The 15,190-nt window shown below is 40.3% G+C and carries 11 protein-coding genes, 1 tRNA gene and 1 pseudogene; 5 read left to right on the forward strand and 8 right to left on the reverse strand.

Annotated elements, in window-relative coordinates; genetic code table 11:
* Positions 1-63 precede the first annotated feature (63 nt).
* The 3 genes and pseudogenes from serS to N8A89_RS09920 form a co-directional block, all read right to left on the reverse strand.
* Positions 64-1,335: a serine--tRNA ligase gene (gene serS, locus N8A89_RS09910; RefSeq protein WP_281542126.1), complete on the reverse strand. Its 1,272-nt coding sequence runs from the start codon at positions 1,333-1,335 to the stop codon at positions 64-66.
* Between the two features lie 86 nt (positions 1,336-1,421).
* Entirely contained in the window at positions 1,422-2,750 is a 1,329-nt protein-coding gene (locus tag N8A89_RS09915; protein WP_281542127.1) for an HTTM domain-containing protein, read from the reverse strand.
* Position 2,751: 1 nt separating this feature from the next.
* Positions 2,752-3,677 (reverse strand): annotated as a pseudogene (locus tag N8A89_RS09920) (bifunctional riboflavin kinase/FAD synthetase).
* A 52-nt stretch (positions 3,678-3,729) separates the two neighbouring features.
* Here N8A89_RS09920 and N8A89_RS09925 point away from each other — a divergent pair.
* Positions 3,730-7,506, forward strand: a complete 3,777-nt coding sequence (locus tag N8A89_RS09925) for a reprolysin-like metallopeptidase (protein ID WP_281542128.1) — start codon at positions 3,730-3,732, stop codon at positions 7,504-7,506.
* On the forward strand, positions 7,503-8,189 hold the full coding sequence (locus N8A89_RS09930; protein ID WP_281542129.1) for a hypothetical protein: 687 nt from the start codon (positions 7,503-7,505) through the stop codon (positions 8,187-8,189). Before N8A89_RS09925 ends, N8A89_RS09930 begins: the two co-directional genes overlap by 4 nt.
* Positions 8,190-8,209: 20 nt before the next feature.
* On the opposite strand, the gene pth is transcribed toward N8A89_RS09930, so the two are convergent.
* From pth to N8A89_RS09945, 3 genes are all read right to left on the reverse strand, one after another.
* The gene (gene pth, locus N8A89_RS09935; protein WP_281542130.1) at positions 8,210-8,839 is read right to left on the reverse strand and encodes an aminoacyl-tRNA hydrolase; all 630 of its coding nucleotides are present in this window, start codon (positions 8,837-8,839) and stop codon (positions 8,210-8,212) included.
* A gap of 86 nt (positions 8,840-8,925) precedes the next feature.
* Positions 8,926-9,591, reverse strand: coding sequence for a 50S ribosomal protein L25/general stress protein Ctc (locus N8A89_RS09940; RefSeq protein WP_281542131.1), 666 nt, complete (start codon positions 9,589-9,591; stop codon positions 8,926-8,928).
* Positions 9,592-9,636: 45 nt separating this feature from the next.
* Complete coding sequence (locus N8A89_RS09945; RefSeq protein WP_289644254.1) at positions 9,637-10,578, reverse strand: ribose-phosphate pyrophosphokinase; 942 nt, start codon at positions 10,576-10,578, stop codon at positions 9,637-9,639.
* A 163-nt stretch (positions 10,579-10,741) separates the two neighbouring features.
* Between N8A89_RS09945 and N8A89_RS09950 the strand changes: the two genes are divergently transcribed.
* Positions 10,742-10,821, forward strand: a tRNA-Leu gene (locus tag N8A89_RS09950).
* Between the two features lie 70 nt (positions 10,822-10,891).
* Here N8A89_RS09950 and N8A89_RS09955 read toward each other — a convergent pair.
* The gene (locus N8A89_RS09955; RefSeq protein WP_289644255.1) at positions 10,892-11,929 is read right to left on the reverse strand and encodes a GDP-mannose 4,6-dehydratase; all 1,038 of its coding nucleotides are present in this window, start codon (positions 11,927-11,929) and stop codon (positions 10,892-10,894) included.
* A gap of 429 nt (positions 11,930-12,358) precedes the next feature.
* Here N8A89_RS09955 and N8A89_RS09960 point away from each other — a divergent pair, with 429 nt between their 5' ends.
* Complete coding sequence (locus N8A89_RS09960) at positions 12,359-12,592, forward strand: hypothetical protein (RefSeq protein WP_281542132.1); 234 nt, start codon at positions 12,359-12,361, stop codon at positions 12,590-12,592.
* Here the strand turns inward: N8A89_RS09960 and N8A89_RS09965 are convergent.
* Positions 12,582-13,460 carry a hypothetical protein gene (locus tag N8A89_RS09965; protein WP_289644256.1) on the reverse strand — a complete coding sequence of 293 codons (879 nt, stop codon included), beginning with the start codon at positions 13,458-13,460 and terminating at the stop codon, positions 12,582-12,584. The two genes, N8A89_RS09960 and N8A89_RS09965, sit on opposite strands and share 11 nt — an antisense overlap.
* Before the next feature lie 149 nt (positions 13,461-13,609).
* Here N8A89_RS09965 and N8A89_RS09970 point away from each other — a divergent pair, with 149 nt between their 5' ends.
* The gene (locus N8A89_RS09970; protein ID WP_281542135.1) at positions 13,610-15,004 is read left to right on the forward strand and encodes an ADP-ribosylglycohydrolase family protein; all 1,395 of its coding nucleotides are present in this window, start codon (positions 13,610-13,612) and stop codon (positions 15,002-15,004) included.
* Positions 15,005-15,190 lie beyond the last annotated feature (186 nt).

Raw genomic sequence — 15,190 nt, forward strand, 5'->3', positions numbered from 1 at the left:
AATTTCCTGCTTCCACGTTATTTAATATTGGCCAGTACTTGTTTTGAATAAAAACTTGCCACGTCAATCGATCATCTCAAACCCACAATACGAGACCAAAACCTCCGGTATTTTAATGCCGCTTGGCGTTTGGCAGTTTTCAAGTATACCTGCTAAAACGCGGGGGAGCGCTAAAGCACTTCCGTTTAGTGTATGGGCTAATTGACTTTTCCCGTTCTCGTCCTTATAACGTAATTTCAATCGGTTGGCCTGATACGTTTCAAAGTTGGAAACCGAGCTGATTTCTAACCAGCGATCCTGCGCAGTAGAAAATACCTCAAAATCATAGGTTAAGGCGGCGGTAAAGCCCAAATCCCCTCCGCACAAACGCAAAATACGATACGGTAAGTTGAGTTCGCGCAATATGGTTTTCACATGTTCTACCATTCCGTCCAATGCATAATATGAATTGGAAGGGTGTTCTACCCGCACAATCTCTACCTTATCAAATTGATGTAACCTATTCAGTCCTCTAACATGAGCCCCGTAACTTCCAGCTTCCCTTCTAAAGCATGGCGTATATCCCGTATAGCAAATAGGGAAATCGGTTTCGTTGAGTATTACATCCCTAAAAATATTGGTCACCGGAACCTCAGCTGTGGGTATCAAGTAAAGGTCGTCTGCCGTTATATGGTACATCTGCCCTTCTTTATCCGGTAATTGGCCGGTACCATAGCCCGATAATTCATTAACTAGATGTGGAACCTGTATTTCGGTATAACCTGCTTCCGTATTCTTATCCAAAAAATAGGCGATCAATGCGCGTTGCAGCCTTGCACCTTTACCTTTGTAAACAGGAAACCCGGCACCGGCAATTTTCACGCCCAGCTCAAAATCAATGATATCGTATTTCTTGGCCAACTCCCAGTGTGGAAGCGCCTCCTTCTCTAGCGTTGGGATGTTTCCTTCCCTAAAAACTTCCTCATTATCCTCTTCGGTATTCCCGGCAGGAACTGATTCATGAGGAACATTGGGTATGGTATAAAGCAAGGTTTGAAGCGCTTCGGCAGCATTGTTTAAATCTTCAGCTAATTGTTTGGACTCTTCCTTTAGGGACGCCGTTTTTTCTTTTAATCTATTGGCTTCCTGTGCTTTGCCAGATTTGTACAATATGCCAATTTCCTTGGAAAGACTGTTGGACTCGGCAAGGACGGAGTCCAAATGTGTTTGTGTTGTACGTCTCTTTTCATCCAATACGAGTACGTCTTCAAGTAAAGCACTTCCATCGATATTTCGCTTTTTAAGCGCAGAAATTATTTGGTCTTTATGTTCTCGTATAGCCTGTAATTGGAGCATTGTTTAGATGTTTAAGAGTGCAAATTTAAACTAATCTTCTGATTTAAACGGACGTCTATTGTAGGTATAATGATCAAACGGGCGCGTTATGGTTGGTTAGATAATTGTGAGGGTAAAATCCAATCATGATGTTGGTAGGGTAGCCAAGGGGTGTTCGCTAAATCTGTTTCGGAATCAATGAAAGGGGCGTAAGGTCTTCCGTTTATACTTATTCTTGAATTAACCAGATAAACGGATACTTTGTTGCCCTCCTTTTCAAACTGTTTCCTTAAATAGCCCGCAAATTGCCATGCAAAATCTGGATAAGAAAATACTTTTCGCACTTGGGGTTTAGTCAAATAATCTTCTGGTTTGATGAACATAGTTTTTCCTTCCGTATGGTTTACTACTTTGAACTGCCCCCGACCAACACGGCTACGAAGCATCATGCGCCAGCTCATGCGGTGTCCCTCTTCTGTCCACAATACATCATCCTTAATAAAATGATGCCTAATGGGTAAGGTCAACTGAAGTAGAAAATAACAGCAAAAAGCAACTAAGAACCAATGTCTGTAGCCAGGTATTTCAATTCTATTGGAGACAAAGGGCTGCTTTGCTTTAAAGAATAATTTCCGAATGGTACGGGTTTCAAAAAAGAAAACTGAAAAGGCCAGAGAGAGGTACGGGAATATACCTATCTGAAAAACTATGGAGTTGAACAAGTGAAAGAAAATAGAAGCAATGAAAGCAATTTTTCGAGTAGGCTTCCATAAAAGTGCGGGAATAATAAGCAAATCGAACAGAATACCTGCCGTTCCTATAATTTTATGCGCCCAAGGTTGTTGCAATACATCTCCGATGAGGTAGTAATCCGCCTTGGGCAGCATCAATATTTTAATCATACCAAAATCCAACCAATCACCATAAAGTTTAGCGATGGAAGCATAAACGTAGACGATGAATAATTGTAGCATTATTATCCATTTAACATAAGCTAACATGGAATCTTTTTTCAGGGAAGGATTTTGCTTGGCATCTAGGGAGCTATTCGCATTCGCAGGAAATAAGCACATGAGAAAGGAAACTAGAATCAAAAGGTAATAGTGATTGTTGTAGGCTGTTTTTTGCATTAGGTATACCATTGCCCAAAGAAGGGTAAAGCCGATACAGCTTATCCTATAACGATACCCTAGCGCAATGCAAATACCCAATAGTCCCATTACGGAGAAGTACAGGTACATACCATAACCGGGCAACGGACTTAACCATTCAAAATCTATAAACGGAAAGGTGTATTCCGGTGCTACCAAATTTCTTCTCACCCATCCTGTTGCAATAGCCCCAAAACATTCCAATGCGATTAGGATACCAAAAAAAATACGGAAAATGATAAGCGAACTGTTGTCTATTCTTTTAAAAAAGAATGCGTTCAACATCTTACTGAGAAATTATTTTAATGGACTTCTGTTTGTCTTTTGATAACTGTGCTTTTAAGGCATCGAGCGACTTAAATTTTTGTTCATCCCGGAGGCGGTGAAGTAAAAGTACTTGAATCTCTTTCTCGTACAGATCCCCTTCAAAATCAAAAAAATTAATCTCTATAGTCTTTTCCCTTCCATTTACCGTAGGGTTGAACCCAATGTTCATCATGCCGTAGACAGTCTTATCCGCTATCATGCTCTTAACGATGTAGACCCCGTTTTTAGGCACAAGCTTGTACGATTCGGAGATGTGTACATTTGCGGTGGGAAAGTTTAGCTGTCGTCCTATTCCCTTGCCCCTCTTAACAGTCCCCGTAAGCATATAAGGGTATCCTAGGTACGCGTTTGCAGTTTCCACATCCCCTTCCTCCAGTGCCTTTCTTATTTTTGTGGAACTTACGGATACATCATCTATTTCCTGTGCGGGTATTTCTTCTACCGAGAAATCCAAGGTGTTGCCAAAGGCGATTAAATCATTGATGTTGGCATTCCGGTTTCTACCAAACCTATGATCGTAACCAATAATGATTTTTTTGATTTTAGTTTGTTTACCAGTATATCCCTAACATATTCCGTAGCCGACAGCCTTGAAAATTCCTTGGTAAAAGGATGCACCACTAGAATGTCTAGTCCCATTTCTTCTAAAATGGAAATTTTTTCATCTAGGGTATTCAGTAATTTAATATCGGCATCTTTTTGCAGTACCATTCTCGGGTGCGGGAAAAATGTAAGCACGGCAGAACGGAGGTCTGATGATTTGGCATGGTTTATGACCTTTTCGAGTATTTTACGGTGACCGATGTGAACGCCATCAAAAGTGCCAATGGTAATGGCAATGGGCTTTTGTTCATTATATTTTGAAATGCTATGGACTGTAATCACCGACGATAGAAAATAAAAAGACTTATATTTGATTCAGAGATAAAAGCCCCTAATGGTTACAAAATTACGCCTAGTTTTCTCAATTACCATATTATTTCTGTCCTTTTACGCAACTGCGCAAGACGCTTATTGGGGAGATCAGGATTTGAAAGGCACTTTTAGAAACGATGTTTTAGAGCGTTTTAACCTGAAAGAAGGGCACGCCTTTACCTTGAACGAGCGTGTTTTTCGTGAGGAACTTAACAAGCAATCTATCCTTGGAAAATCGCGTAGTATCGTTCGTTTCCCAAACGAAGAGGGGTTCCTTGTGGCTTATGAGGTGGAAGAGGTCCAAATATTCTCTGAACAACTAGCTAAAAAATATCCGAATATAAAATCCTACAAGGGTAGGGGAGTCAAAAATAGAGAGGAGAGGATTCGATTTAGTGTATCCCATAAGGGAATTCAAAGTATGATTACCGCCCCTGAGAAAAGGGGCGCTTTATTCATGCAGAAAGTAGAAGGAGAATCCTATATTCTTTACAAGGGAGATGACCATACGCTAAAGGAAACGGGCTTTATCTGTAGGACAACTTCAAAGATCATGGAGTGGGAACCATCGCTTACCGCCAAACTTGTAGATGATCAAACCTTACGAAAATTCAGGCTTGCCGTAGCGGCTTCTGGAGAGTATACTGACTACCATGGCGGTACAAAGAGTGATGCTCTGGCTGCTATCAATGCTACGTTGACGAGGGTAAATGGGGTCTTTGAGAGGGATTTAGGGGTTACATTGGAACTCATTGCCAATACGGATGAGGTAATTTATTTAGACCCGGAAACGGACCCATTTTCGGGAAGCCTAAGCTCACAGGCACAGAATACATTTACGAGTGTGATAGGAGAGGAAAATTATGATGTGGGCCATCTCTTTAACCAACGGGAAAATACGTTGGATGGAAATTCAGGGTTTATCGGAGCGGTTTGTAGGGACAATAGAAAAGGTAGTGGGTACACTACCTTTAGTACGCCGGAGGGAGACGCTTTTGATATCGATCTCGTAGCTCACGAGATAGGACATCAATTTGGGGCCAATCATAGTTTTTCCCATCTCTCGGAAGGAACCCAAGTACAAGTAGAGCCTGCAAGTGGAACAACGATTATGGGCTATGCAGGGATTACCGGGGTAAATAATGTGTTGGCAAATAGCGATGACTATTTTCATTATGTAAGTATTGTTCAGATCCGTGATTACTTGCAAACGGTTTCCTGCGGAGAAACCATTTCCTTGACGAATACGCCACCAACCTTGACCCCCGTTCCGGACTATATTATCCCAAAGGGAACTGCCTTTGCCCTTACCGGTAATGCCTCTGATTTAGACGTGGGAGATGTGCTAACCTATGCCTGGGAACAAATAGATAATGGGGTAGTGACACAAGCTACATTTGGACCTACCAATCCCTCTGGAGCTTTGTTCAGGTCTTTGCCACCTACAATTGCTCCTACAAGATATTTTCCTAAACTAGAACGGGTTTTATCGGGTAATTTGACCCAGACGACGCCGAGTATAGGTGAGGCTTGGGAAACGGTACCCACGGCAGAAAGGGATCTGAACTTTTCGTTAACGGTTCGGGACAACGCACTGGAGGGAGGCCAATTGGTTTCAGATGAGGTTTTGGTCTCCGTAATTAATGGTGCGGGCCCATTTGAGGTTACATCGTTAAGCACGACGACCACGCTTCAAGCGGGACAGGTACAGAACATAATATGGGATGTAGCCAACACGAATTTATCACCTATTTCAGCATCGACCGTGGATATATTATTATCTACCGATGGAGGATTGACCTTTCCTATTGTAATCAATGAAAATGTTCCTAACGATGGTAGCCAACCCGTTGTTATTCCAGGGATTTCAACTTCGGCTGCCCGTATTATGGTTAAGGCCTCGGATAATATTTTCTTTGCAGTTAACGACGCAAATTTTACCATCACAGATGCTGAAATTGTCCTGAACTTTTCCGAGCTGGAGTACGAGGTTTGTAAACCGGAAGATTTAGAGATTACATTTACCTACGAGACCTATTTGGGTTTTGCTGAAGAGAGCACCTTTAGTATACTATCACTTCCACCGGGACTCAATGCCGTCTTCACCCCGAACACCGCAACGGATAATGGAACGGAGATTGAACTCTCCATTTCAGGAATTGCTACTTTGGCTGTTGGGCAGTATCCATTACAGGTACGTGCCAATTCCGCCACCGCATTCAAAGAGGTAGAATTAATGCTCAACGTGTATGACACTAATTTCAGCCCAGTTGTGCTTACTACACCGGTAGACGGATTTCAGGACGCTTCTAAAGATTTGTTATTGGAATGGGAGGACAATTTTCAAAATACGGCCTATGATGTTGAAATTGCCTCGGATGCTTCCTTTAATACTATCATTGAATCTGTTACCGTTCTAGATAATTCGTATCCACCTTCCAACCTTGAAAACGATACGGAATATTTTTGGCGTGTAAAGCCTAAAAATAATTGTGGAGAGGGTGTTTTTAGTTCACCCAACAGTTTTAGGACCATACAGTTCAACTGTAGCACCAAAAATGCTTTTGGTCTTCCTTTGGCGATTTCATCCAGTGGAACTCCAACTATAACCTCTAAAATTTCCTTTTTTGAGGATTTGCCTTTGGCGGATATTAATGTCATATTGGATGTTGAGCATAGTTTTTTAGCGGACCTTGTCATTAGCCTTACTTCGCCCGCCGGCACCACGGTGGTTCTTACTTCTAATTCATGTGGCGATGCCCGAGATATCGACGCTATTTTTGATGATGACGCAAATGCTTTTACTTGTTCAGGAACTCCGGCAATTAATGGGATGGTGAAACCATTGGGCTCTTTAAGCTCTTTCAATGGAGAGTCTATATTGGGAGAATGGATTTTGGAAATACAGGATAACGCCGCTTCCGATGGAGGTCAGTTGAACCGGTTTTCGCTTGAAGTATGCGTCGAAGGGGACTTTAGGCCAGATGCTGACGGGGATGGTGTTTTTGATGACGGGGACGATCTTTGTCTAGATACCCCGATAGGTCTTGAGGTTGATGCTTCCGGATGTCCTATTTACAGATTCCCGAATGAGAATTTTAGTATAAGTCTGGAGAGTGAAACGTGCCGTGGAAATAATGATGGTCAAATTCAGATTACACCTAAAACATTTCTAGATTATGAGGTCACCATATCCGGGGTAGGAGTGAACGTAATCCAAAGTTTCACGGATAATTACATCCTTTCTGAACTTAGTGCTGGAACCTATGCGGTCTGTATCAACGGAACGGATGGTATAATCGAATATGAAGAATACTGTTTTGAGGTTGTAATATCCGAACCACAACTATTGGGCGTTAATTTAAGGACTTCTTTAGATGGTACTCAACTGACGGTGAATTTGGAGGGCTCAAATTTCTATAACATCGAGCTTAACGGGGAATTGTTGCAAACAGCAGAATCCGAGCTTACCCTGGATTTGATGAACGGAGTGAACTTCCTTAAGGTATCCACCAACTTATCTTGTCAAGGAACATTTGAAGAACAATTTATACTGGCAAAAGAACCCATAGTGTTCCCTAATCCTGTATCCGATTTTGCGGAAGTATTTTTGGGAAGCTTACAAGAAAAGGTGACTATCCGGATTTTCAGTACTGATGGCAGATTGGTAAGGAGCGAAACAAAAACAGTTACTGGCAGCCGAATACAACTGGATTTGACCCAACTGCGCACAGGTATCTATTACTTGCAGGTTGAAGGCCCCGGTACTAAAGCAACGGTAAAAATCATAAAGGAATGATACGATATATTTTCACGGCCCTGTGTATTGTGATGATGCTATCGGGTTGTAAAAAGAAAAGGGCTCCGGCTCCTCCTGAAGCGGTTCAATTGGTTTTTCCTGAAAGAAACTCCGAATGTACCACGGGACAGAGTTTAGGCCCAACTACAAGTCAAGTGGAATTCAGGTGGCAATTGGCGGATAATACGGATTCGTATGAGTTGCGTGTCACTAATACGAGTACTGGAACAACGCAAACTATTACTACGATTAGCAATACGGCCAGATTGCCCATAGCAAAAGGGGAACAATTTTCCTGGTTGGTACGTTCCAAGAATACAGAAGTGGCACAAACCGTCTCCAGTGAAGTCTGGAGCTTTTACAATGCAGGCTCAAGGACGACTTTCGTACCTTTTCCAGCAGAAATCGTTTCTCCTAGGATGTCCGATAATGTATTTAAGGATATTAATAATGAAGTGGTACTCTCTTGGACCGGATCAGATTTAGACGATGATATCACCAGCTATGAAATTTATTTTTCTGTAGAGACTACGCCGATAAATTTAGTGGGCACGGTATCAAGCGGCTCAAATTCTTTAAAAGTTAGCGTGGCTTCGAATACGGTATATTATTGGAATGTCGTGACGAAAGATTCAGAAGGAAATACCTCGGAGTCGGGAATTTACAGTTTCAAGGTACTGTAATCTTTATCAGTTTCACTGAATTACGTTCCGTTGAATTGGTTCATGGTACGAGCCACTCCGGCAAGCACAAAGGATTTAATTATTTCAATGGATTTTTTAAGGCGTTCATCCATAAGGGCCAGTTCCTCATCGTTCCATTTTCCCAACACATATTCCACCTGTCTACCCTTTCCAAAATCTGAACCCACACCAAAACGAAATCTGTTATAATTTGTGGTTTGTAGGTATTCCTGTGTATCCTTAAGGCCGTTGTGTCCTCCATCGCTTCCCTTGGTCTTAATACGGATGGTACCATATGGCAAGTTGATGTCGTCTGTAATGACCAGTAAGTTTCCTAAGGGTATTTTTTCCTTGTCCAGCCAATATTTTATAGCCTTACCGCTTCTGTTCATGTAGGTGGACGGCTTTAAACAAAGCACACTCCTACCTTTTATTTTAAGTGTGGCAATGTCACCCAGCTTTGCGGTTTCAAATGTAAGATCCTCTTCAAGGACCAAGGCATCCAAAATTTTAAACCCTATGTTATGACGGGTTTCTGAATATTCAGCACCAATATTTCCAAGACCTACAATTAAGAATTTTTTCATGGGTTCTTCTGTGTCTAATATAGCTTTATCCGACTTAAAGAGAGATTTCAATAATTGTAGCATGCGGGTGGGTCTAGCAAAACTCAAAAATACAAAAGCATCCCGAAATTGCTATCGGGATGCTTTGCTATTAAAATCGCTGGAAATTATTATTCCTTGCTTTCACCACCATCGGTAGCTTCTGGAGTTTCAGCTCCCTCAGCTGCAGTTTCAGCACCTTCCGCTGCTCCTTCTTCACCTTCTAATTCCTCATCCTCGTCAACAACTATGGCCGCACGCTGTGTTTTCACCTGAACTACTACCATTGTCTCTGGATGTAAGATTGTGAAATCATCGCTCAACAAAGATTCAATGGTGATATTATCCCCTATTTTCAGTTTCGAAATATCAACGTCAAAGAAATCCGGCAATTTGTCCGGTAGGGCTTTAATGGCCAATTTTCTTTTTCTGAACAATAAACGTCCACCATTTCTAACCCCCGGTGCGTTACCTTGAAGGCGAACGGGAATGTTCATAGTAACTTCCTTATCGTCGAAGAGTTGGTAAAAATCGATATGCAAAATTTTATCCGTTACCGGATGAAACTGTATATCCTGCATTATCGCCCTTACTTTTCCTTCACCTAAGTCAACCTTTACGGTATGTGCGGCGGCGGTATACACTAAATCCCTGAACGCTAGTTCATCTGCTGAAAAGTGTAATGGTTTATCCCCTCCGTATACCACGCAAGGAACCTTTCTAGCATTACGTAGGGCCTTCGTTGCCTTTTTGCCCACGCTTTCTCTTTCTGATCCTTTAATTGTAATTGACTTCATTTTATATATTAAAAATTAATAATTCTGAATAATTTTTTCCTCCAGTTACATCAAGAATTTGGAAGAAATAGAGTTGTTGTTATGTACCTTGTGCATTACATCTGCAAACAAATTGGCACAGCTCAAGACTCTTACTTTATCACTTTTTATTTCAATAGGAATAGAATCCGTAATGATCAATTCCTTCAATTGCGATTTCTCAATTTTCTCATAGGCATTTCCAGATAACAAACCATGTGTGGTAATTGCCCTGACGCTTATCGCCCCCCTCTCCATCATAACATCCGCGGCTTTGGTCAAAGTCCCGGCCGTGTCTACCATGTCATCTACCAGAACCACATTTTTTCCCTGTACATCTCCAATCAGTTCCATATGGGATATTACATTGGCCTTGGCCCTTTGCTTGTAACAAACCACTACATCGCTCTCCAATGCCTTCGAGTAGGCATAGGCCCTTTTAGAACCTCCCATATCTGGAGACGCAATAGTCAAGTTTTCCAGTTCTAAGTTCTTCAGGTAAGGTAGGAACAGGGTGGAAGCAAATAAATGATCAACAGGTTTTTCAAAAAATCCTTGTATTTGATCCGCATGCAGGTCCATCGTAATAATACGTGTTGCCCCAGCGGCTTCCAACATTTTAGCAACGAGTTTTGCCGCTATCGGGACTCGAGGTTTATCCTTTCTATCTTGCCTAGCCCAACCAAAATAGGGCATAACTGCCGTTATATGTCTAGCGGATGCTCTTTTGGCCGCATCTATCATTAAAAGCATCTCCATCAGGTTTTCAGGTCCGGGATGGGTAGAACCTATAATAAAAATCCTAGTGCCCCTTATGGACTCCTCAAAAGAAGGTTGAAACTCCCCGTCACTGTACCTTGAAAAAAGAACCTTTCCTAATTCCATACCATAAGCATCGGCAATTTTTTTACCCAAAGTCATACTTTGTGTGCATGCAAAAATTTTAGGCTCGGGAACTTGGTACGGCATAATTAAGAATGTTGTGTCCTTGGCTGCTTTTAGAGACTTGGAAGTCCCTGTTTTCTAAGGAGGTGCAAATTTAGAAATTAATTTTAGTTGCTAAAGGATAAATGTTTCTTTTTTTGATGACAAAAGGAAAATATTTTTTAGTTTTGCTGTCCTGTTTTAGTATGCTCGAGTGGCGGAACTGGTAGACGCGCTGGATTCAAAATCCAGTTCTTCGGAGTGTGGGTTCGATTCCCACCTCGAGTACTTAGAGGGAAAGCCGAGATTTGTGTCTCGGCTTTTTTATTTTAACTAAATAAGAAGAAATTTTGAAGTGTTAGCCGTAATAAAAAGATTTGTACCAACCAACGAATTTAGAAAGTCCTTTTTTTAGATCTGTTTTAGGCTTATATCCCGTTACCTTATTCAATTTAGTAGTGTCCGCAAAGGTTACCTTAACATCGCCATCCTGCATGGGCATGAAATTTTTGGTTGCTTTTTTTCCTATTTCTTTTTCCAAACCCTGGATGAAATCCATTAAATCTATGGGTTTTGAATTGCCTATATTGTAAATATTTGCATTTAAACTCGATTTTGGGACGGAATTAAAGGTGAGTTGTAAAATTCCTTCAACGGTATCGTCGACATAGGTGAAATCTCGCTGCATATGACCATCGTTGAACACGTTTATTGGAATACCCCTAGTAATGGCATCGGCAAAAAGCATGGGGGCCATATCCGGTCTGCCCCAAGGACCGTAAACGGTAAAAAAACGAAGACCAGTCGTGCGTATTCCGTAGATATGACTGTACGCATGGGCCATTAATTCATTACTCTTCTTTGTTGCGGCATATAGGCTAACGGGCATATCCGCCTTCTCGTTTTCCGAAAAAGGAATTTTGCTGTTATCCCCGTAGACGGAAGAGCTAGAAGCATAGATTAGATGGCTTAGTTTTACCAACCGAGAACATTCCAAAATATTTAAAAAACCAACCACGTTGGATTGGATGTACGCACGTGGATTTTCTATGGAATGACGAACGCCCGCTTGTGCCGCCAAGTTTATAACGCACTCGAACTCTTCTGCTACAAATAATTTTTCCAACGGAATTAAATCGATTATATCCAGTCTCAGGAATCTGTAATTTTTGTGTTTTGAACTGTTGATATAATTCAGGGTGTCCTTTGAAAACGCTATTTGTGTATCTCCACTATTTGGTACGATACCCGATTCGGCCAAGCGTGCATATTTTAGGCCTACATCATAATAACTGTTGATGTTATCGATGCCTATTACGTCTTCTCCTTTTTTAATTAAAGCTTCCACTAGATGAAACCCTATAAATCCGGCTGCGCCCGTTACCAGTACTTTCATTTTATCCAGCTTTTAGAAACTGTTCAAGAGTTCGTATAATCCTACCTTTTTAGCTAATATGGCAATTTCAGTCTTTCTGATGGGTTTTAGAAACCTACTATATTTGTGATTCTCTATTTGCCTGATTGGTTTAATTTGATTCAAATTTACCGATATCTTTTATAATTCATTTTATGCCCTTGATTTCAATTCCAAAAAGGTAATCATTTTAAGGTTTTGTGTATTGCAAGGAAAAGTTACGGCATCTAAGCAAACTGATATTAATTTCTTCCTTTTTATCGAAGACATTCATTGTAGGCTAACCCCAATCATTCCACATTTTAGAAAAATAGTGCACAAAATGTTTATAAAATTTTACGTTTTTAGAATATGAAGGGGTTGTACGTTATAAGTTTCTTATTAAATTTATGCTGTACCATACTACCAAATATGACCGAGAATATAAAGGGAATGTTCAAACAAATGAACGATTTCACCAGAGAGGACGCTTTGAGCTGTCTCATGTTAGAGTTTGATATAAAAAGCCCAAAGTTAATTAAGAACAATTGGATCATAGGAGGTAGGATACCAGAGGCCAACCAAGCAAGAACTGTAGAAATATTTCAGAATCTTTTAAGGCAGCAGGAAGAAAGAATACGGAATATTAAAGTCTTTACCTCTTAACACTAATCATTACAGCTTCACAGCTCTCCAAATCGGAATTAAGGATAATATTTTCAGATTTTGAACCATCGGTGATTTCAACGGAAACAGTATTTGGGGGAGAATCCCCAAGATTATGGGCATAAAGGAATAAATCGTTAGACTTACTCGGGGTCAATTTTATTTTGAATTCTTTTTTCCAATACGTGAGATAATATTCAGAAACTACTGCTTCGCCATTTAAATAGATGGATACGATATCCCCGTCCTGTCTACCATGATCCCATATCTTAACAAGAATATCTTCGCTATCGAACTCCAGTTCTTTCGTGTAGGATATTTTTCTGCCTTCAAACATCTTGATGTCCTTATTCTTGGACACCATAGGTTGGGGCTTACTTATATCTTTTACCTCTTTTTTCTTCTTTCGAGTTTTATTCCTTTCATTTTTTTTAGTCAATGTGGAAGTACTGGCGAGCAATCGTTCTTTTTTACGCTCATCGGAAGCTTTGTTGATAATAGAGAAAAACGGAGTAATAAATTTCGCAACCTGGTATTTGTCGTCGGGAAACAATTCTATCCCTACAACTTGATACTGGTCTCCAGATCCTATATTTTTTGCTAGTTCAATGTTCTCAGCCTTTCCATTGTTGTCAAATGAGCCAAGTTCTTGAACCACCATCTCATTACGTACTAAAAAAAAGCGTATGGATTTTTCAGCACCTATATTATCCGTATCCCATTCTAAATGGACTGTCTCTGGGATGGCCCATTTCGTAGTTTGGTCTGGATAACCAATAGTGATGCCAGATTTACCCGATTGTGAATAACACAAGGTTAAGCTGAAAAAAGAAACAAAGGCAAGTATTAAATAGCGTATTAAAAACATATATGGATAAAGATAAATGCCACCGAGCAACTATCCTAATGGCTACATAATTTCACTATAAATTGTTTGGTATGGCACTAACGTATTTTGCCTGTAAATGTTGGAGACAAGTATATATTTTTTAGTTTTATAGACAAGGCGCTTTATAAATGAAATATTTCATCCAAATTACTGGAACACTGATCTTTATATATTCCCTCTTTTCTTGTGGAGAAGGTTCAAAGACGGCAATAGAAACTAATCAAGATGTCATAAAGGATTCATTGTTGACCTATAAGGAGTATAGTCCTAAGGATGGGGATTTGATTATTTCCAGAAAAGAATACAAAGAAAAACTTTATGGTTTTTGGTTGGCCCAATGCATTGCCAATTGGACGGGCCTGGTTACGGAAATGGATAAAATAGGGATTCCCACAAAAGAAGGTAAAGGAGCAGGTTTCTACACGCGCGAGGATTGGGGAAAACCCGATGAACCTAATTTATGGGGTTCCAACAATTACTCTAAAACCATTGATTTTTTATTTGCCGATAAGGATAGTATATGGGGGGCGGACGACGATACGGACATTGAATATATTTATCAAAACCTTTTGTATGAAAACGAGACAAGCATCTTAAATGGAGACCAAATAAAGGAAGGTTGGCTGAAGCATATTAGATTGGAAGAGGAGAATTTTTTATGGGTATCGAACCAGACTGCCTTGGATTTAATGCAGGATGGGATGATTCCGCCAGCTACTAGTTTGCCAAAGAACAATCCGCATTATGAAATGATTGATGCTCAGTTAACGACTGAGATTTTTGGATTTTTTGCTCCTACTAGACCAGATTTGGCTTTAAGGATGGCGCATTTGCCCATACAAACTGTAGCTCGCGAAAATGCGGAATGGATTTCTGAATTCAATGTGATTATGTACGCTTTGGCTCCATTGGCGGATACGGATAAGCCAATAAAGGATAATATACTGTGGATGGCATCTTTAGCGCGAAAAAGGCTTCCGGAAACTTCTTATGCAGCTAAAATGTTCGATTTTGTTAAGATGAAATACAATTCTGGTGCAACTTGGGAGGAAGCTCGCGATGCGCTTCACGTTAAATATCAAATTCGCCAAGAAGATGGTTATGAATGGGCGACTAAGGATGAAGTGTGTAATGGCTGTTTTGCCGCTGGTATTAATTTTGGGGCTAGTATAGTAAGCTTGTTTTACGGGGAAGGAGATTTAAAGGAAACGATAAAAATCGGAACTTTGTGTGGATGGGATTCGGATAATCCAACGGCTACTTGGGGCGGATTATTAGGCTTTATGATCGGGAAAAAAGGTGTAGAAAAGGCTTTTTATAGAGATTTTGCAAATAAATTTAATATACACAGAACACGAAAGGGCTTTCCAAACAATGGGATAGATACTTTTGATAATATGGCAAAACAAGGGATTTATGTCATAGATAGGGTAGTTCAAGATGAAATGGGCGGTGGTATAGATTTCCAGAAGAATATTTGGTATGTTCCTCAAAAGCCATTGAACATAGTTTCTGGAAGTTAACTCCCCCTATCGTACAGAAAAAATCCAACCGTATAATTTTGGTCTTCATTAGAGAGTAGCTTTAAAAGTATAAAATTGCCTATTTCATCTATTTTTTATCCCATTTCATCCATTTTTTTGATTCAAACCTATATGTAGTACGGCTTTTGTACTCTTGGATATATGTATAACGATTAAATGATGAGA

The organism is Maribacter aestuarii, assembly GCF_027474845.2.
GTDB lineage: Bacteria > Bacteroidota > Bacteroidia > Flavobacteriales > Flavobacteriaceae > Maribacter > Maribacter aestuarii.